This is a genomic window from Aminipila luticellarii (assembly GCF_004103735.1).
GTDB classification, from domain to species: Bacteria; Bacillota; Clostridia; order Peptostreptococcales; family Anaerovoracaceae; genus Aminipila; species Aminipila luticellarii.
The window spans coordinates 2,068,138-2,087,328 of record NZ_CP035281.1 but is presented as its reverse complement, the minus strand read 5'-3'; the positions used below and the strand labels follow the sequence as shown (position 1 = coordinate 2,087,328).

The following is a 19,191-nucleotide window of genomic DNA, read 5'->3' as shown; positions in this document are numbered from 1 at the left end:
ATAATGTAGTTTTAATGGAAGGCTGGGAGTGTAAAGATGGAATTAAATAAATACCAAAAATCTGCATTAAGAACAGCTGACAAATTGGAAGATGATGAACTAATATTGAATGGCGTTATGGGATTAAACGGAGAAGCTGGAGAATGCATTGACATTGTGAAAAAAGCTTTATTTCAAGGTCACCTACTGGATGATGAAAAGTTACTTGATGAACTGGGTGATGTACTGTGGTATGTAGCAATAACGGCAGAGGGAATAGGAGCAACGCTCGATGAAGTAGCACAGCATAATATCGACAAATTAAATAAAAGATACCCTGAGGGATTTGATATACAGCATAGTGTCAACCGCGAGTTTTGAAAATAATACCGGCAACCCTAACAGGTTGCATTCTTAAAAGCAACTGAAAACGGTTGCAGAGTCAGGAGTGAATTAGCATTTAGCTGTGAAGCGGAAAGGGATGGGATAAAACATATGAAATTTTTTATTTATTCAAATGATAAGGGATATGATTACGGATGTAATTATTACACGGGGAAAACCTATGTTGTAAACCACGAGAAATACGCTGTTACAGATGTAATTGAAAATGCAAAGATATATACCAAACAGCATTTAGCATATGGGGCTTGTGATTCACTGAATACGAATACTGCCTCCAATTGGGATGTAGGAGTAATGGAGGACGATGGTAAAATAATTTACATTAAAAGCACTCAAAAGAATGACGGCAACAACAAAGAAGCCGAACTTGACTTTAATGGTGGGGATAATATAAAGCCGTTAAGTCCCAAAATTATAGATGGGAAAAAGTTGGTACAAATTCGTGAGCTAATGGAACAGGCAGAAAATGAAATGAACTATTTTTTAGAACATAGTTCTTCTGATAGCTGTATATATAATCAATCGGATTTATGGGAACGAAGATATAAAACATTATGCGAAGTTGTTGAAATATTAGTAAGCTAAACTAAAACATTCAGAGGTAAAACTATGGGAAAAGGAATCAAAGCGGGAAGATCAAAAGAAATTAGGCATGGTAAGAACTTCGTGCTGATGGAACAGGCCTACCGGGACGGCTACGGTAAAGGATACTGCCGGGGAAAAGATGATTACCTGGGTTTATCGAATTTACTTTTCCAGACAGCCACGGCCAAAGAGTTCGGCTGGGGACCGGAAGAGTTTCAGATATTAAAGGATTGTATCGACCAGATCACGTCAGATGCCAATAAGCGCGATGTGGTGGAGCTTCAGAGGGAACTTCAGGAGTTTTTAGAAAGTGAGGATGAAATGGCAAATAAAGCGAAATATACAGAAGCAGCCCTGATAAAGGGTATCGAAGATGGACTGGATAACAATCAGATCATGGACAGGCTGGATACGGCCAGGGGCAGCAGGCCCACAATTAATTCCCGGCTGAATAAGCTTAGGATCAAGCACGGGGCGTTAGAGATCAGGACTAAGAAAGAGTTTGACCTGAAACTGTATGATACACTTACCAGATACGGGAAATGGTATCGGGTGACGGAGATCGGTGGGAACTGTTTCACAGTGACTAATACAGGCGGACAGAAAAATTCTGAGGTGATAACCAAAGAAGATTACCTGTCTGGGAAGACTGCTTTTATCAAAAGGGACCTTCCGGAGGTGAAGTGCTATGTGGATGAGTCCCTAAAGAATAAGCCGGAGGAAGTCAAGCCAACTGCAGAGGATGTAGCAGCAGCTATTAATGGTAATTGGGGCCCGGCATACGGTTTAAAAAATACTTCGGATGCACCGAGTCCAGAAGCGGAAGCTGTTGAGAGCGATATAGACCCGGCATACAGCTTCGATAAAGCTGTTCAGGTACATACTGATTTCTTACGACAGGCAGAATTAAGTTTTAAGGCGGACATGGAGATCTACTTAAAACATGTGTCTAAGATCAAAGGCGAAATGGATAGAGGGGAGATTGTAGATCTCACGGACGTATCCGAGTACAACAGGATTGCGGATAAATACAGAGGGGTGATGTGAGGATGAAAATGATTAAAGTTATCAATCCGGAAACTAAGGTTAAGCAACAAGAACGGTTAGATTTACTTATCGCAAGGCGCTTAAAAAAGGCTATTGGCAACATTGCCCCGGACCGACTAAACGAGATCTGTCAGGCTTACCATGAGAACCGACTGTTAATTCTCCCGGTACCGATCGGCGAAAAAGTATATATCCCGGGGAGCTTCGAAGAGACCGACGGCAGCGAAGTATTTTGCATTGATGAGGCTCACCTATCTGGGTACATAAACGAAAACGGCAGGGAGTTTTACACGACATACGATGAGAGCTGCGGAACGATGGACGTTGAGAAAAATGTGCTTTGCATAACTCGGGAAGAGGCAGAAAAGAAGTTGGAGGGGCTAAAAAACCGTAAATGTAGAGTATGTGGATGCACACAGGATCATGCGTGCCCGGGAGGCTGCTATTGGGTAGAGGATGACTTGTGCAGCAAGTGCGCCGGAACGGAGCAGATACAGGAGATAGCGGAGGGATAAAATGAAAAGTTATATTGATGAGTATAAAGACCTTAGACAACTTATAGCAGAGAATCCGGAGCTGCCACTAATCTTCATGGCAGCTGATGATTGCACCAACCCGGACTATGCCTGGACTTTAGCCAACGCTAGGGCAGAGAAAGGCATTTATCTAGCAAGCATGGGGCCGAATGACGAAAAAATGTATAGTAGCGTGGACGACCTCCGGGAAGACATAGAAAGCTGTATCTTCAAAGACCACGGAGACTGGACCAAGGAGAAGATTTTAGAAGAGACAGAAGAAGAGTTGAAAAAATACGAAGGCGACTGGATAGACGTCATCTATGTATACGTAGAAACCTATTGAGCTGAGGAGATAGCGGAGGGATAGCATGAACAAACATATCGAAAAGGCCACCTTAAAAATTATTGAGAGGATGGAAAAGAACAGACACGAGTACAACGAAGCCAAAGAATGGCTCGATGATACGGGTTATGACCGATACTACAAGAAAATGGAACGGCTGGATGCAGAGTATGAAGAACTAAAGAACTTCATCAATCCCGAGCCGGAAGGGGCGACCGCAGCGGAGCTGATTGAACTGGATAGGCTGCGACGCACCTTAAAAGATGTGAAAAGCAAAGTGTTTTATATGGAGTGCGACTTTCCTTCAAGCTCGCACCTGATTGGGCTGAAGGATTTGCTTAGAGATGTTTAATCGGAGGAGGTAATCCATGAATGATACAGAAGCGATACAAAGGATAAAAGAGTTTGGACTACACCATGCAATACAAGACTTGCCACACTCTAGCCGCACAGTGGAGGCCTTTGAGACGGCCATCCAAGCCCTACAGGAAAAAGCAGCCCGGGAGAACCCTATACCCCTTACGCTGGAGCAGCTGAAAGAGCGGGTAGGCAGACCAGTTTACGCGCAATCCGAGCTTTTGCCAGGAGAAAGCCATTGGTGCATACTAGATGAAACCCTGGCTTTTGGGGGAGGTTTTACACTAGTAGCGATTTATGGACGAAATCTGACGCTGGCGGAGAGCGATTACGGCAGAACATGGTTTGCATACGACCATGAACCAAAGGAGGTATAAAGATGACTGAGAATGCGTATGCCAACGCTGAAAAAGCACATGAAAACGTCAAGTATCACCTTGAACAGGACATCAAAAAATACGCTCCTTACGTTCCGGAGGTTCAGACTTTATTGATACCGCCAAAAGGCAACTACTGCAATGCAGATTATACATTTTGTCCACATTTGCTGTATGGAGGATTTTGTGCAGAACTTTATACGGAGTTAAGGGCGGTTGATGGATGTCAATTTACCACCATCACGGATGAGCAGTTTTGGGACTGCCTGGGAGCAGGGGAAAGACCACATAAGACGGTACCTCATGGTGTTGCGGTTGGCTCTTATAAAGTTTTTAAAAAGCAGTGCGGCAAGCCGAGGACGAAAGGAGGCCGCAGATGATAGATAAGATAATAGAGAGACTGGAAGCTGAATACATCCCCGAAATAGAAGATGAGTACGACGTAGGAAGAAACCGTGGCATAGATAAAGCTATCCAGATAGTCAAGCAAGTAGCGGCAGAGGGCGGCTGGATACCTTTTAAGCTAGAGTATGACGAAGAAGAGCAGACCGAGAGGCTACAAGCACCTCTGCCGGATGATGAGCAAGAAATTTTAGTGACAGACGGTAAAACTACTTGGCAAGATACCTTTTTAAGAGACGATGGATGCTACTTAGACAGCAGGTTTGAGCTAGTAAGCCAAGTTATCGCATGGCAGCCGCTACCAGAGCCATTTAAGGAGGACACCCAACCATGAGAGAGTGTAAAAAATCCTTTATAAATAACACCCAGCAAACCCAAACCCCAGGTAAAGACTTTAATCCTATCCCAACAGTAAGATATATACATACCTGTAAAGCTGCCAAGATAGGCCTTATAGTCCTACCGGAAACAGAAGATAGCAAGCAGGAGCTATCCAAAGCAACAAGCAAAACCTGTAAAGAGCATTGTAAGAAAATATAATAGTAAACCAGTTAATCTTACTTCAAGTAACAAATAAATGTCTCTAATAATATATTGTATTAAAAAAGGAGGTTTAAGAATGGTATCTATTAAGCAGTTAACAGACTCTAATATTCCATCAAGCCAAATGACTCTGGTCTTCGAATCAAGGATGCTTTGGAGAGATTTAGTCACTTGGCTTCAGGCATATTTAGCAAGCGTATTTGCTGGCTTTGGCAATCAAGATTCAATCGAAGTAAAATTAAAAGAGGTTGCCACAAAGTTTGGCAATGTTTTAAGTACCGTTTTTGGAGGAGAAGTTGGAGAACAATATATTACCCTTATAAACAATTGGATTAACACATTTAAATTATTGGTAGATGCACAAATGAATGATGATGTTAATACAGTAAATGAATATACAAATCAGCTATACGAAAATATAAATCAAATATCTGTTCTTCTATCAGCGGTTAATCCGTTTTGGACTGAAAGTGAGTGGAAAGCTTTACTATACCGATTCAATGAAATGATGATTGAACAACTATCCGCATATTTGTATAAAGAATATACGAGAAATATAGAGTCGTTTGATAGAATTTTAAATCTTACTTCAATTATTGGTAACTATTATTCAAGAGGTTTACTCAATTATTTAGCTTATTCAAGATGATACATAATTAAGAGATTAAAGGAGATATCTTAATCTCTTAAAGCAAAATAAGGACAAGCTTTAAACAAAACTAAATAAAAGGTTTCCTACTATATATGTAGGAATAATACAAGCCTCCGGCCAGCACCGGAGGCATAGCTATCGGAACAATCCTTTCTATTATATGTGCAATCGCACAGCTTGTTCCCGGATATGATTAAATGTAAGAATATGTAAATTAAATTATGGTATGTTGAAGAGCTCGGGTAAGAGCATTCGAGCTTGTACAAAGTAGTAACAAGTGAAGCGTTTATTAAAAGGAGTTTATTATGTGGAGACAGAAGAAGTATCCTTGCGGAGAAATATTAGATATAGAGATATTTACCAGACCGGAAAAAGCAAAGGTATTTAAAAGAGCAAGAAGAGAAAAGGAATCTTCTCCTGCACAGAAAAATTTAAATAATAAAAATTCCAATAAATATTTTGTCAGACTCGTACACAAAAATTTTAAGAGAAAAGACCTGTCAGTGGATTTGACAATTGCAGATCAGTTTATGCCTAAGACCAGGGAAGCGGCACAAAAGATGTTTAAAAATTACATAGCAAGAGTAAACAGGTGGCGAAGAGCCCAAGGACTTAAAAATTTAATATATGTTTATGTTTTATCAGAGCATACGGAGTTAGGTAAAGCTACAAGGTTTCATTTTCATCTCTACGCAGAAAAAATGGATAGAGAAGTTTTAGAAGATAAATGGGGAATGGGATATGCAAATACAGACAGATTAGATTTTAACGAATTAGGTGTACAGGGAAAAAGCCAGTACATGGCAAGACAATCATCATACAGTGGATGCCGTACATGGGGAAGTAGCATAGGATTAAAAAAACCGGAAGCAATTACCTCAGACAAAGCAATCACAAAAGCTGACATAAACAGAATTGTAAGAAATCCAGAAGATCGGGCATGGTTTGAACAAAAGTATAAGGGATGGATTTTTACATCATGCGAAGTTGAAGAGAATTTAATTACCGGGACCAACATCCTAATCAAAATGAGAAAAGAGGAAATCCCGGACTACATAAGCAAAGCTCGTAAAAAAGAATATATGGAGCATATAGACATACCATTTTAGCCTACATGAAGAGGCTTATTTATAATGCACAAAAGAAGGGAGCGTGAAGAGGTTATGACAAAAGAAGAACTTGAACAGATATATCACCTCAACAATGAAATTAAAATGTGGCAACGTGAACTTGAAAGGCTGAGATGCAAAAGCATAGTAGGCAGCCCGGAGATAACGGGAATGCCAAGAGGAAATAATACAAGTGATCCTACGGCCGGACTGGTGGCATCCATAGAAGAGTGCGAAAAGATTATAGAGGGCAAACTCGCAGAGATACAGTTTACCAGAAAGAAGGTTATCGAATACATAAACAACATTGAAGATAGCTATATGCGCCAAGTTGTTTTTTACAGAAACTGTTCGTTGATGACCTGGAAACAAGTAGCACATGAGATTGGACAGGGATATACTTCTGAGAGCGTTAGACAATCATATTGCAGATTCATCGAAGAAAGTGTCACACATGTCACAACCCAATAAGTATAATATAGTATGTGAAGGAGCAGCTCAAAAGGGTTGCTCTTTTGTTATGCAACTAAAACAGGTTGCTTTTATTATATCTAAACAAGGAGATGAACCATGCAGAGAAAAGATATAAAATGCGAAATAATAGAACAACATGGAGTTCTATCCACTTCACCGGCAGGATGGACTAAGGAGATCAATCTAATCCGCTGGAACGATAAACCGGCCAAGTGGGACATAAGAGACTGGAGCCCTGATCATGAAAAAATAGGAAAAGGAATAACTCTCACGGACGAAGAGATGACGCTATTGCTGGAAGTATTACAAAGAGAAATGCAATTATAGGTAAAGGACATGAACTTTTATAAAAAACCTGCATGGATACATAGACGGGAATCCGTACTGCAAAGAGATAATTATATATGCCAAGAGTGCAAAAGATACGGAAAGAGTAAGTCGGCATCTATCGTCCATCACATTATACCATTAGCCTGGTGCCTGATTCACAATCCGGCATTAGCACTCGATCCAATCAATCTTATCGCTCTTTGCCCTAAATGCCATAACGAGATGCATGACAGAGACAGCAATAAATTAACAGCAAAAGGCATTGAATGGGTAAAAAGGATGGGAACCATGGGTCTTAATTGGATAGAAAAATATTTTAATAAAGAAAATTAGAAAAAATATCCCCCCTGGCATCAGAATTAAAAATCTGATGGTTGAGGAACGGTAGGTGGAACCCTTTCCAATAGAGCGGGTCTGGAAAAATTTTTTTTGGGAGGTGAGGACATGGCAAGAACAGCCACAAAAGGTACGGTGAAAAATGCAACGATAGCCGATATGAAAAAGCTTGGAGTGTATAAGCCGCAGTACAACAGAATCATTGATATTTATGCGGAATTGGTATCACAATACCTCACCTTGACAAAGGAATTTGAAGAGGGAGGATATAAATATGAGGTAGAGACAATGCAAGGCGGTAGCAAGAAATCCCCTATTGTTGCGACACTGGAAACGCTCCGAAAAGATATTTTAGCATATTCCGATAGACTTTGTTTAAATCCAAAAGCCTTAGAATCGGTAACCGTTGAAAAGGCAGGAAAATCGACACTGGCAAAGGTACTTAGTGAATTACAATGAACCAAAACAAAAACTATGATGTTGTGATGGAGTATGCAAGCAGCATAGTAGAGGGAAGAAAAGCTGCCTGTAAGGAAATTAAGCAAAGCTGTAAACGATTTTTAAAAGATTTAAAGAACCCTGCCTATGACTTTAATCCTAAAAATGCAGAGTTTGTGATCCAGATAATCGAAACGACATTCGTACATCAAAAAGGCGAAAGCATGGAAGGTATCCCGCTCAGGGGGACGCCTTTTTTATTGCAGCCATGGCAAAAATTTATTGTATACAACCTGTTAGGATTTTATCACAAAGGAACCATGCTAAGACGATTTAAAGAAGCTTTTGTGATGATCCCAAGAAAGCAAGGAAAGACTCCTTTTATGAGTGCTCTGGCTTGGGGACTTGGATTACTGGAAAGAAAGTCGGGTGCAGAAATTGTTGTTGTAGGCGCTGTATTAAAACAAGCCTTGCAAGGTTTTAATTTTATTAAATACAACCTAAAACACATGGGAGAAGAAAAAAACTTCCGAGTACTGGACAATAATCAGGAACACAGCATCAGCGGCGAATTCCAGGATGGATACATGAGAATTGAAACGATTGCCGGAAACAGCGATCGAATGGATAGTTTGAATACCTTGATTCAGATTTTGGATGAGCTGCATCTATATAAAAGCGCTAGCCAATACAACACCATAAAAGAAAGCGGAAAAGCTTACAGAAATAGCCTATGCATCGGAATAACCACAGCTGGCGATAATATGAACACCTTTTGCTATAAACGAATGGAGTACGGCCAAAAAATATTGAATGAGACCGTTACCGATGAGCAAATGTTTGTATTTATCTCAAAAGCAGATGAAAACCCGGAGACTGGTGATGTGGATTACCTAAATCCGATAGAACATGAAAAAGCAAATCCAAACTATAACGTTAGCGTTTCCGGAAGAGAACTGATGAATGATGCACTTCAGGCACAAAACGATCCACAGCAGCGAAAAAGTTTTTTAGCAAAATCGCTTAACATTTATACAAGTGCCATAAAAGCCTATTTCATCATAGATGAATTTAGACGTTCCAACAAAAACGCAGAAATTAAACTTGGAATTAATCCGGCATGGACGATTACAGAGAAGATCGCATTTTTAAAGAATTTAAATATCCAGTGGTACGGTGGGGCCGACCTCTCCAAGCTTCACGATTTAACAGCCGCAGCACTGTACGGGAGTTACAAAACGGGGCGCACCATAACCATAACGACCGAAAACGGAGAAGAAATAAAGATACCGGAAGAAATTGATATAGCTATCACTCATGCGTGGTTCCCGATTGTAATGGCTGCCCAAAAAGCTGAAGAGGACGGAATACCACTTTTTGGCTGGAAGGATGACGGCTGGTTGGATATGAGTAATAGTCCTACGGTCAATCACGCAGAAATAGTGAACTGGTTCGTAAACATGAAGAGGAAAGGGTTTAAAATCAAACAGGTCGGACATGATCGAAAATTCTGCCGAGAATATTTTATCGGAATGAAACAAGCCGGATTTTCTATTGTGGATCAACCGCAATATTTTTACAGAAAGTCAGAAGGATTCAGGCACATTGAAGCAAAGGTAAAGGCAGAATGCTTTTATTATTTAGGTTCAGATGCTTTTGAATACTGCACTGAAAATGTCGGCGCAATAGAAAAAACGGATGATATGATCCAGTATGAAAAAATTATGCCGGAACGCCGTATTGATATTTTTGATGCTACCGTATTCGGAAGTGTCCGAAAATTAGAATCTATGGAGAAATCATCGGAAGCGAGCACATTCTTAAAGTCCATGAAGGGAGGAACATAAATGAGCAAAAGAAGCAAGAAAAATTGCAGCAGGGCAAGGGCAGAGCCGCAAGCCAGGGAAAATGCGACAACGACATGGCTATTATCGGACGATGCATATAATTCCCTTTGTGTACAGGGATATACCAGAATGTCGGACAATCCAGAGGTAAGGATAGCTGTAGATAAGATAGCAGACCTCATATCGAGCATGACTATACATCTGATGCAAAACACAGAAAACGGAGACGTAAGAGTAAAAAATGAATTATCAAGAAAACTGGACGTTGAACCATACAGCTTAATGACTCGAAAAACATGGATGTATAACATTGTTTATACCATGCTCCTTGATGGAAAAGGGAATAGTGTAGTATTTCCGAAAACAGAAAACGGATACTTAAGCGAACTGATACCGCTTAAGCCGTCCGGAGTTACGTTTTATGATACAGATACATCCTATATGGTTGGATATAACGGCAAATTTTATAATCACGATGAGGTACTCCATTTTGTAATAAATCCAGATCCGGAAAAACCTTATATGGGCAGAGGATACCGGGTAGTACTTAAAGACGTTGTAGGCAATTTAAAACAGGCAGCCAAAACAAAGAAAGCATTTATGTCGGACAAATGGAAACCATCTGTAATTGTGGCGGTAGATTCCTTGGCCGACGAATTGACAAGCGAAGAGGGCAGAGACGAAATTTTAAAAAAATATATAAGTGAGACAGGAGAGGGCAAACCGTGGGTAGTTCCAGGCGGCCTGATAAAAGTGGATACGGTAAAACCGTTAAGCCTTACAGATTTAGCCTTAAATGATGCTGTTGAACTTGATAAGCGTACCATTGCGGGGATTATAGGCGTACCTGCTTTTTTCTTGGGTGTAGGCAGTTTTGATAAAAATGAATATAACAGCTTTATCAACTCCAAAATCCTCCCTATGGCAAAAGGAATAGAGCAGGTTCTTACCAAAGGGCTTCTTTACAGTCCTGAGCTATATTTTAAATTTAATCCACGCAGCTTATATTCATACGACATCAAGGAGCTGTCCGAAGTCGGAGCTAATTTATTTGTGAGATCCCTGATGCTGGGTAATGAGGTAAGGGACTGGTTAGGCCTGCCGCCTCTGGAAGGGTTAGACGAAAGAATAATCCTAGAAAATTATATCCCTGCCGGAATGATCGGAGATCAGAAAAAATTAAACAAAGGAGGTGAAGAGGCATGACGAGAAGCGACCTACAAATTAGGAATTTCCAGACTAAATTTACGGCGACCAGAGCCGAAGATGAAAACGGAGATTTATCTATTGAAGGATATTTTTCTGTAACAGGACAGGAGACCGAACTTTGGACTGGAGCCTATGAAGAAATTTCAACAGGGGCTTTTGACGAAACTCTTGGAAATGATATACGGGCGTTAACAAACCATGATACAACACTGGTGCTCGGAAGAAATAAGGCTGGCACGCTTGAATTAAAAGCCGATAGTCATGGACTTTGGGGTAGAATTAAAATCAATCCGAATGATACAGATGCCATGAACCTATATGAAAGAGTGAAACGGGGAGACGTAGATCAATGCTCATTCGGGTTTAATATTTTAGAAGAAATTACGGATTGGCGGGACGATGGGACGGTTAAATGGACCATTACAAAAATTGACCTTCATGAGGTTTCTGTATGCACATTTCCGGCATATGAAGGAACCGGAGTACAGGCAAGACATACGGAGGTGGAGCAACACCACCAGAAGCAGTTAGAACAAAGAAAACACAAAATGAAAGAGAGGTTGAAAAAATGGCATTAAGACAATTGATGTTAACCAAAAAAATTGATCAAAGGAAAAAGGCGCTGGAAGAACTTTTAAGAGACAATGAGGGCCTTAAGACCAGAAGTGAAGAACTGGAAACAGCACTGGAAGAAGCTAAAACAGATGAAGAAATAGCGGCCGTGGATGAGGAGATAACCAAACTGGATGCCGATCAGGCGAATTTCGACGAAAAAAAAGGAGTGCTGGAGGGAGAAATTGCAGACCTGGAAAAAGATCTGGAACAACTAAACAGCAAAGCACCCTCAAACAACCAGAGAACGGCAGAGCCGGAAGCAGAAAAAAGAACTATTTTAGGAACTGGAGGAACAATGAAGATGATAGAAAGAGGATTTTTTAAAGGGTTTTCCCATGAACAGAGAAGCGCGCTAATCGCACGGGAAGAAGTGCAGGAGTTCTTGCAAAGAACCAGAGAGCTCGGAACGCAGGAACGGTCTGTTACAAATGCAGAGCTGCTGATTCCGGACGTGCTGCTCGGCGTCTTAAGGGACAACCTGCATAGATATAGCAAGCTGATTAGCAAAGTGTACCTAAGAAATGTACCGGGGACAACGAGGACCAATATAGCCGGAGAGATACCGGAAGGTATCTGGACAGAAGCCTGCGCCAAATTGAATGAGCTGACTATCTCATTCAGCCAGATCGAGACCGATGGGTACAAAGTGGGCGGATATATAGCTATCTGCAATGCGACTCTTCAGGACAGCGACATTAACCTGACGAATGAAATCATGGATAACATCTCGCAGGCTATAGGACTTGCACTTGATAAAGCCATCCTGTACGGCACAGGAAAGAAAATGCCAGTCGGAATCGTGACTCGTCTGTCGGAAACGGAGCAGCCACCATACTGGGGGACAAAGGCCCCAACATGGACAGATATGCACCAATCAAACTTAAAGAAAATTACATATGAGGGCTCTACAGCAGAGGCCTTTTTTAGCGCTCTTATTCTTGCACTTGGCACGGTCAAAGCAAACTATAGCACTGGTCAAAAATTTTGGGCAATGAACAGCAACACCTTTGCGAAGATACAGGCAAAAGCATTATCCATTAACGCAGCAGGGGCCATCGTAAGCGGTATGAATATGACTATGCCGGTTGTCGGTGGAGACGTAGTGATTTTAGAATTTATCCCGGATAATGACATTATTGGAGGATACGGCTCTCTATACCTGCTAGCAGAGCGCGAAGGAATAAATTTATCACAATCGGAACATGTTCAGTTCATCGAAGACAATACTGTATTTAAAGGAATTGCCAGATATGACGGAAGACCGATATTTGGAGAGGGATTTGTTATAGTGAATATTAACAATCAGGATCCAACAACAACTATGACATTTGCTCCGGATACTTCAAATCCGGAAGACGCATATCTATCTAGTTTAGCAATAGGATCTCTAACATTGTCACCGGCATTTAGCGGCGCAACCGGAAAATATACCGCAGCCACAGCTAATGCATCTAATACGGTAACGGCAGCAGCAGCAAAGACAGGCGCGTCCGTAACGATAAAAGTCAATAACGTTACTCAGGAAAGCGGCGCTTCAGCCACTTGGACAGCCGGAGAAAATACGGTAGAAATAACCGTGAAATATGGCACTACCACAAAAGTATATACCGTAATTGTGACTAAATCTTAATAAGGTGATTAAAAATGAACACCGATACTGTGATGCAACTTGTAAAGGCAAGGCTAGGAATCTCCACAACGGTTAGAGATACATATTTAACCGCCATCATAAACGGCGTAATAGAAGAATTAGAAGATGAAAAGGGATTGTTACTCGAAGGGGACAATCCCAATCATTTAATTTTTGTAGTGGATTACGCTGCGTGGAGATACCAGAGCAAGGACAGCTCCGGAGATATGCCAAGACATCTACAATTTAGAATGCACAATATGTTTATACATACAGGGAGGTAAGCAGGATGACATATGATCATGAGCTCACTCTAATAAAACAGGATTTTGAAAATGATTCCGTTGGAAATCAAATCCCGGTAGAAGCAAAGAACAATATTCTTTGTGGGAAAAAATCCGTAACCAGGGCTGAATTTTATAATGCCGCCGTAACAGACCTGAAGCCGGAAATTGTACTTGTAATACACGGATATGAATATGCCGGAGAAAAAGAAATTGAATTTGAAAATCTTGGATATAGGGTGATCCGAACCTACGGCGCAGATTTTGAAGAACTGGAACTTGTTTGTGAAAGAATAGGCGCCGATAGCGGACAGGAAGGGGATGAAGAGGTTGACGGGAATTGACACCAGCCAGCTTGCCGGTGAAATTACAAGAGGCTTAGAAAAATATTCAAAAGATGTTGTAAAAGCGGTAAATGTCAGCAGTGAAAAAATAGGAAAAGCTGCCGTTAAAAAGCTGAAAGAGACCTCCCCAAAACGACAAGGAAAAGGCGGCGGCGATTATGCTAAAAGTTGGAAGATGACCACGGAACCAGCGGTCGGACAGCCAGATAATCGAATTATTCACGCTGGAAAACCGCACTACCGCCTAACGCATCTTTTAGAAAATGGCCATGCAAAAGCCGGAGGCGGCAGAGTAGCAGCAAGGCCGCATATCGGAAAGGTTGAAGAGGAGGTAATAAAAGATTTTATGACAGAAGTAGAGGAGGAAATCAATAATGGAGGAGCTTCTTAACCTGCTAAAGACCACAGGACTAAAAGCAGCATATCACCATTTTGAAAAAGCTCCGCCACCGCCGTATATTATCTACCTCTTTTCAGGATCTGATAACTTTGGAGCAGATAACAAGGTATATAACAAAATTCAAAACTATCAAGTGGAGCTTTACACTAATAAAAAAGATATTAACTCAGAGATGCTCATCGAAAATTTATTCGATGAGCATGATGTTTTTTACGACAAAGATGAGACTTATATTGAATCAGAAAAGTTATATCAAGTAACTTATTATATAGAATTTTAAAGGAGAAAAACGATGGGAAATAAAGTAAAGTTTGGCCTTAAAAATGTCCATTATGCCGTAGTCATGGAAAACAACGACATAGTTACATACGGCACACCAAAAGCGATGCCGGGCGCGGTAAACCTGGTACAGAATTCTTCAGGAGATCCGGTCACGTTTTACGCTGACGATACGGCATACTTTGAGGAAAACACCAATAACGGATATGAAGGAACATTGGAAATGGCCCTCATTCCGGATGAATTTAGGGTTGATGTGCTTGGAGATGAAATCGACGCAAACGGAGCCTTGATTGAAAATGCCGACGCAAAACCGAACAAAATTGCACTGATGTTTGAATTTGACGGAGACCAGAAAAAGACAAGGCATGTTAATTACAGGGTCTCTGTAGCAAGACCAAACATAGAAGGATCTACAAAGACCAACACGAAGGAACCAAAGACAGAAACCTTGAACATTACCGTAAGGCCTGCACTGGACACCAGCGACGTTAAGACAAAAATCGAACAGGGACAAACCGGGTACGACACTTTCTATTCGGCCGTATACCTGAAGAATGCCGTTATCAATACGGCGGCTTCTACTGCAGCCACATTCAGCAAGGCCGCGCCGGATGATCTGGCGATTGATGTAACATCATCCGCCGCCGACAACGCTGTTAAAAATGTAAAACTTGACGGCACATGGATCCCCGGAATCCATTTGACTGTATCCGGAGTAGACGTAACGATCGCAGATGATTATATCGCCGCGCTGGAAAATGGCAGCTATACGGTCATAGTCGAATTTAATAAAGGCAATGCCGTTGCAGTAGTTTTGACCGTAACAGCGTAAGAGGTACATCATGGAAAAAATATTATATATTGACGGAAAGCCGGTGAAGTTAAAATCCACCGGCGCTTTTATGCTCAGATACAAACAACAGTTTCACAGGGATGCACTAAAAGATCTATATAAATTACAGGAGGCTGTTGAGGAAGAAACAAACGAAGAAACGGGGGAAACCGTCCAGATAATAAAAGATATTGAAGCCTTAAATTTGGAAATATTTTTTGATATGATCTGGACTTTGGCGAAAACGGCAAATCCACAGATACCGCCGGCCATGGAGTGGCTGGACACTTTTGATGAATTTCCACTGGAAGAGATCCTTCCGGAAGCTCTCAAACTGATAATGGCAAGCATGGGCTCCACGGTTGAGAGTAAAAAAAAATAGAAAATGAGATTGAAAACAATGAATTCAATCTGACGACAGAATTAGTGCTGCTAAGAGCCATAGAAAGAGGCTTAACCATATCGGAATTCGAAGAGATGACATTCGGAATGGTTATGGATTACGTAATCACCTTCAACAACGAACATTTGTCGGATGAAGAAAAAGAGGATTCGACCGTTTCAATGGCGACACAAGCAGATTTTGACCGATATTAGGAGGTGAGGAAATTGGCAGGGAAAATAAAAGGAATAACAATCGAAATCGGCGGTAATGTGCAGCCTTTAAACAAAGCACTCGGAGAAGTAAACACCAAGTCAAAAGACCTTCAAAGCGAATTAAAACAGGTGGAAAGGCTGCTGAAGCTGGACCCGAAGAATACTGAATTATTAGCCCAAAAGCAAAAACTCCTTACCGATTCGGTTGAAAATACCAAACAAAAGCTAGATACCTTAAAAGAAGCTGAGAAGCAGGTACAACAGCAGTTTAAAGAGGGGAAGGTAAGCGAAGATCAATACAGAAATATCCAAAGAGAGGTAATCAACACTGAACAAAGTCTAAAAAAGATGACCGATCAACTGGATGAAACAAACAACAAGTGGAAAACAGTAGGAGACAACCTGAAAAGCACTGGCGAAAAAATGCAGGACATCGGCGGCAAGATGACAGACGTCGGAGAAAAAATGACAGTTGGTGTCACTCTTCCAATCGTGGCAGCAGGAGGGGCCATCCTTAAAGGAGCGATTGACGCTGAAAATGCGCAGGGAAAACTGCAAGCCTCCCTTGGAGCGACCAAAGCAGAAGCAGAGGAATTAGGAAATACCGCAGAAGAAGTATGGAAAAACGGATTCGGAGAAAATATCGGAGAAGCGTCAGATGCGGTTGTTTTAGTAAAACAAAACCTTTTACTGGCAGGAGACGCCTTAACCAAAGCGACTGAAGGGGCCATGACCATAGCCGACATATTCGGAGAGGATGTGAATGGCGTAGTAGCTACCACAAAAACCATGGTAGACAATTTCGGGATCTCAGCCCAGGATGCCCTTGACCTTATAACGGTCGGATTTCAGCAGGGAGGTAACTACTCCGGAGAGCTGTTAGATACGCTGCGTGAATATTCGCCGCAGTTCGCAGACATGGGATTTTCCGCAGATAAAATGCTCGGAATCCTTATATCAGGAGCGCAGGCGGGCGCATTTAACCTGGACAAGGTTGCGGACGCAGTAAAAGAGTTTAATATCCGTGCTCAGGACGGCTCTGATACAACGGCGCAGGGATTCGCCATGATCGGGCTGAATGCTAAAGATATGGGATCTGCAATCGCAGAGGGTGGAGAAGCCGGAGAAAAAGCCTTTATGGCAACAGTAGCCGCACTTGCGGCAATGGATGATCCAATAAAGCAAAACGCAGCAGGTACAGCGTTATTCGGGACACAATGGGAGGATGTAAGATCTAAAGTCGTTTTAGCTATGGCAGATGGCGCTGATGGCGTGAAAAACTTCCAGGGAGCTACAGAAGAGGCCACTGCAGCCATGTATGAAAATAATCCAGGCCAAGCCATGGAAAGCGCTTTAAGAAATCTGCAAAGTGCCATTGGCCCTGCGCTTCTGACGCTTGCAGATATTATAACCAATTCTGTAGCACCCGCCCTGAAGTCACTGGCGGATTGGTTTTCCAAACTGTCCCCAGGTGCACAAAAAATAGTTATTGTTATCGCAGGAATCGTGGCAGCAATAGGACCGCTTATTGTTATAATAGGCAGCCTCATAAGCAACGTCGGAATAATAATGACGGTTCTCCCGGCACTTGGAGAAGCATTTACAGCATTAGCAGGCCCAGTGGGAATCGCAATCGGCATCATAACAGCGCTTATTGCAATCGGCATAGCACTTTATAAAAATTGGGACGAAATTAAAGCAAAAGCGACAGAAATATTCGGATATGTAAAAGACTTTATAGGAAAGGCCATTGATAGCGTAAAAGGATACTTTAACAGCGTAATAGATTTTGTAAAAAATAATTGGCAGGGCTTACTACTTTTAATTGTAAATCCTTTCGCAGGGGCCTTCAAGCTCCTGTATGACAATCTGGACGGTTTTAGAAATAAAGTTGATAGTATATTCAGCGCAGTTAAAAACGCCATATCTGGTGCAATATCCACCATAAAAGGCTATTTTAACTTTGAGTGGAAATTGCCGAAAATAAAGCTACCACACTTTGATATTAAAGGCAAGTTTAGCTTAGCGCCGCCATCCGTACCAGACTTTAGCGTAAATTGGTATAAAACAGGCGGCATTTTCAATACTCCAAGCATTATCGGCGTCGGAGAAGCCGGAAGAGAAGCCGTACTTCCGATCGAAAAACTTGACGGGATTATCGCAAGCGCTCTACAAAAGGCCGGAAGCTATAATAGGACCGGCACACCGATAACAGTACAGAACATGTACGTTAGAGACGACGATGATATTAAAAAAGTAGCCGCAGAACTGAACAATTTGCAAGAGCAGGCAGATCGGAGGAAACCAAAATGATAGGGCTCAGCTTTAGAAATATACATTCATCATTTTTTGGAATCGGAGTAAGAAGTGATGATCGAAGCGTGATTCCAGAACTCCGGAAAAATGAATTTACAATACCGGGAAAACATGGGGCTACCGATTATGGGATGAATACTTATGAAAAAAGGACTATATCTGTAATACTCGGCCTGATGGAAAACGCAAACCACGAAGAATTAAGATTAAAGGCAAGAGACATAGCAAAATGGCTAAGCGGGCAGGGAATGCTCATATTTGATGATGAACCGGATAAAGCATATGAGGCGGGCGTGTATGGATATATCGGGATTGAGCAAATAGAACTCGTTCCGGCCGGGATATTAACTGTTAATTTCGAATGCCAGCCATTCGCGGAGAGTCTTGAATATAGACAGGTAAACACTCAGTTAACCGCAAGTCCGGCGGAAGTAAACACCCAGGTAAACGGGAGCATAGAAACGTGCTGCATCATTACCATAAAAAATATGGGAGATACAGATATAAAGGATATAAATATTAAAAGAAAGGCGGCGATATAATGGCACAGGCTAGCAACTGGCTTGAAGAGGCTATGTTAAATTATTTCTTTAGAAATCAGTCCGTAGCACAACCTACGGCTGTATATTTGGCTCTGTACATAAACGATCCCACGGATGCCGACACCGGGACCGAAGTAAATGGCGGAGGATATACGAGACAGCAAACGACGTTCGGCGCACCGGTACAGACGGGGGATAAAGGGGTTATTTCAAACAATCAAAAAGTTGAATTTCCCATTGCTACAGCAGATTGGGGAAGCATATCACATTGGGGAATAAGATCCGCGCTAACAGGAGGAAATCTTTTGTGCAGGGGCACATTCTCCAAAGTGGAAAATGTACAATCTGGAAACCGGTTCACCATAGAAACAGGGAGCTTACAAATAACCATGGAATAA

General features: G+C 41.6%; 29 protein-coding genes. All 29 read left to right on the top strand.

The annotated features are described in order from the left end of the window. Positions 1 to 36: 36 nt before the first annotated feature. The 29 genes from EQM06_RS09675 (at position 37) to EQM06_RS09535 (ending at position 19,191) form a co-directional block, all read left to right on the top strand. Positions 37 to 360 (top strand): nucleoside triphosphate pyrophosphohydrolase family protein, encoded by a 324-nt coding sequence (locus EQM06_RS09675; protein WP_128746243.1) that lies wholly within the window; start codon positions 37 to 39, stop codon positions 358 to 360. A 114-nt stretch (positions 361 to 474) separates the two neighbouring features. Then, a complete protein-coding gene (locus EQM06_RS09670) occupies positions 475 to 969 on the top strand; it encodes a hypothetical protein (RefSeq protein ID WP_128746242.1) in 495 nt (164 codons plus the stop codon). A 24-nt stretch (positions 970 to 993) separates the two neighbouring features. Beyond that, complete coding sequence (locus EQM06_RS09665) at positions 994 to 2,016, top strand: hypothetical protein (RefSeq protein ID WP_128746241.1); 1,023 nt, start codon at positions 994 to 996, stop codon at positions 2,014 to 2,016. A gap of 2 nt (positions 2,017 to 2,018) precedes the next feature. Beyond that, the gene (locus tag EQM06_RS13005) at positions 2,019 to 2,531 is read left to right on the top strand and encodes a hypothetical protein (RefSeq protein WP_205666544.1); all 513 of its coding nucleotides are present in this window, start codon (positions 2,019 to 2,021) and stop codon (positions 2,529 to 2,531) included. A 1-nt stretch (position 2,532) separates the two neighbouring features. Continuing rightward, positions 2,533 to 2,877 (top strand): hypothetical protein, encoded by a 345-nt coding sequence (locus EQM06_RS09655; protein ID WP_128746240.1) that lies wholly within the window; start codon positions 2,533 to 2,535, stop codon positions 2,875 to 2,877. A gap of 25 nt (positions 2,878 to 2,902) precedes the next feature. After that, entirely contained in the window at positions 2,903 to 3,229 is a 327-nt protein-coding gene (locus tag EQM06_RS09650; protein ID WP_128746239.1) for a hypothetical protein, read from the top strand. Between the two features lie 16 nt (positions 3,230 to 3,245). Then, positions 3,246 to 3,611: a hypothetical protein gene (locus tag EQM06_RS09645; protein ID WP_128746238.1), complete on the top strand. Its 366-nt coding sequence runs from the start codon at positions 3,246 to 3,248 to the stop codon at positions 3,609 to 3,611. 2 nt (positions 3,612 to 3,613) lie between these two features. After that, positions 3,614 to 3,991, top strand: coding sequence for a hypothetical protein (locus EQM06_RS09640; protein WP_128746237.1), 378 nt, complete (start codon positions 3,614 to 3,616; stop codon positions 3,989 to 3,991). Beyond that, a complete protein-coding gene (locus tag EQM06_RS09635) occupies positions 3,988 to 4,347 on the top strand; it encodes a hypothetical protein (RefSeq protein WP_128746236.1) in 360 nt (119 codons plus the stop codon). The genes EQM06_RS09640 and EQM06_RS09635 overlap by 4 nt, the downstream gene beginning before the upstream one ends. Further along, entirely contained in the window at positions 4,344 to 4,553 is a 210-nt protein-coding gene (locus tag EQM06_RS09630; RefSeq protein ID WP_128746235.1) for a hypothetical protein, read from the top strand. The genes EQM06_RS09635 and EQM06_RS09630 overlap by 4 nt, the downstream gene beginning before the upstream one ends. Positions 4,554 to 4,632: 79 nt before the next feature. Next, positions 4,633 to 5,205, top strand: coding sequence for a hypothetical protein (locus tag EQM06_RS09625; RefSeq protein WP_128746234.1), 573 nt, complete (start codon positions 4,633 to 4,635; stop codon positions 5,203 to 5,205). A 308-nt stretch (positions 5,206 to 5,513) separates the two neighbouring features. After that, positions 5,514 to 6,317, top strand: a complete 804-nt coding sequence (locus tag EQM06_RS09620; RefSeq protein WP_128746233.1) for a hypothetical protein — start codon at positions 5,514 to 5,516, stop codon at positions 6,315 to 6,317. A 54-nt stretch (positions 6,318 to 6,371) separates the two neighbouring features. Continuing rightward, positions 6,372 to 6,788, top strand: a complete 417-nt coding sequence (locus EQM06_RS09615) for a hypothetical protein (protein ID WP_128746232.1) — start codon at positions 6,372 to 6,374, stop codon at positions 6,786 to 6,788. Positions 6,789 to 6,887: 99 nt separating this feature from the next. Then, positions 6,888 to 7,118 carry a YdbC family protein gene (locus EQM06_RS09610; protein ID WP_128746231.1) on the top strand — a complete coding sequence of 77 codons (231 nt, stop codon included), beginning with the start codon at positions 6,888 to 6,890 and terminating at the stop codon, positions 7,116 to 7,118. Between the two features lie 9 nt (positions 7,119 to 7,127). Further along, a complete protein-coding gene (locus tag EQM06_RS09605) occupies positions 7,128 to 7,454 on the top strand; it encodes an HNH endonuclease (RefSeq protein ID WP_128746230.1) in 327 nt (108 codons plus the stop codon). A 111-nt stretch (positions 7,455 to 7,565) separates the two neighbouring features. After that, positions 7,566 to 7,916, top strand: a complete 351-nt coding sequence (locus EQM06_RS09600; RefSeq protein WP_128746229.1) for a P27 family phage terminase small subunit — start codon at positions 7,566 to 7,568, stop codon at positions 7,914 to 7,916. Next, complete coding sequence (locus EQM06_RS09595) at positions 7,913 to 9,742, top strand: terminase large subunit (RefSeq protein WP_230974952.1); 1,830 nt, start codon at positions 7,913 to 7,915, stop codon at positions 9,740 to 9,742. The genes EQM06_RS09600 and EQM06_RS09595 overlap by 4 nt, the downstream gene beginning before the upstream one ends. Beyond that, positions 9,743 to 10,948, top strand: a complete 1,206-nt coding sequence (locus EQM06_RS09590) for a phage portal protein (RefSeq protein ID WP_128746227.1) — start codon at positions 9,743 to 9,745, stop codon at positions 10,946 to 10,948. Further along, positions 10,945 to 11,529: an HK97 family phage prohead protease gene (locus EQM06_RS09585; RefSeq protein WP_128746226.1), complete on the top strand. Its 585-nt coding sequence runs from the start codon at positions 10,945 to 10,947 to the stop codon at positions 11,527 to 11,529. Before EQM06_RS09590 ends, EQM06_RS09585 begins: the two co-directional genes overlap by 4 nt. Then, positions 11,520 to 13,196 (top strand): phage major capsid protein, encoded by a 1,677-nt coding sequence (locus EQM06_RS09580; protein ID WP_128746225.1) that lies wholly within the window; start codon positions 11,520 to 11,522, stop codon positions 13,194 to 13,196. Before EQM06_RS09585 ends, EQM06_RS09580 begins: the two co-directional genes overlap by 10 nt. A 14-nt stretch (positions 13,197 to 13,210) precedes the next feature. Beyond that, complete coding sequence (locus EQM06_RS09575; protein ID WP_128746224.1) at positions 13,211 to 13,480, top strand: hypothetical protein; 270 nt, start codon at positions 13,211 to 13,213, stop codon at positions 13,478 to 13,480. Positions 13,481 to 13,485: 5 nt separating this feature from the next. After that, complete coding sequence (locus EQM06_RS09570; protein WP_128746223.1) at positions 13,486 to 13,824, top strand: phage head closure protein; 339 nt, start codon at positions 13,486 to 13,488, stop codon at positions 13,822 to 13,824. Then, the gene (locus EQM06_RS09565) at positions 13,811 to 14,215 is read left to right on the top strand and encodes an HK97 gp10 family phage protein (RefSeq protein WP_205666543.1); all 405 of its coding nucleotides are present in this window, start codon (positions 13,811 to 13,813) and stop codon (positions 14,213 to 14,215) included. The genes EQM06_RS09570 and EQM06_RS09565 overlap by 14 nt, the downstream gene beginning before the upstream one ends. Further along, positions 14,199 to 14,504, top strand: coding sequence for a hypothetical protein (locus EQM06_RS09560; protein ID WP_128746221.1), 306 nt, complete (start codon positions 14,199 to 14,201; stop codon positions 14,502 to 14,504). The genes EQM06_RS09565 and EQM06_RS09560 overlap by 17 nt, the downstream gene beginning before the upstream one ends. Before the next feature lie 12 nt (positions 14,505 to 14,516). Then, positions 14,517 to 15,338, top strand: a complete 822-nt coding sequence (locus tag EQM06_RS09555) for a major tail protein (RefSeq protein WP_128746220.1) — start codon at positions 14,517 to 14,519, stop codon at positions 15,336 to 15,338. Between the two features lie 10 nt (positions 15,339 to 15,348). Continuing rightward, positions 15,349 to 15,720, top strand: a complete 372-nt coding sequence (locus EQM06_RS09550; protein WP_128746219.1) for a hypothetical protein — start codon at positions 15,349 to 15,351, stop codon at positions 15,718 to 15,720. Positions 15,721 to 15,947: 227 nt separating this feature from the next. Then, positions 15,948 to 18,248: a phage tail tape measure protein gene (locus EQM06_RS09545; protein ID WP_128746218.1), complete on the top strand. Its 2,301-nt coding sequence runs from the start codon at positions 15,948 to 15,950 to the stop codon at positions 18,246 to 18,248. Further along, positions 18,245 to 18,793 (top strand): distal tail protein Dit, encoded by a 549-nt coding sequence (locus tag EQM06_RS09540; RefSeq protein WP_128746217.1) that lies wholly within the window; start codon positions 18,245 to 18,247, stop codon positions 18,791 to 18,793. The genes EQM06_RS09545 and EQM06_RS09540 overlap by 4 nt, the downstream gene beginning before the upstream one ends. Then, positions 18,793 to 19,191 carry a phage tail fiber protein gene (locus tag EQM06_RS09535; RefSeq protein WP_128746216.1) on the top strand — a complete coding sequence of 133 codons (399 nt, stop codon included), beginning with the start codon at positions 18,793 to 18,795 and terminating at the stop codon, positions 19,189 to 19,191. The genes EQM06_RS09540 and EQM06_RS09535 overlap by 1 nt, the downstream gene beginning before the upstream one ends.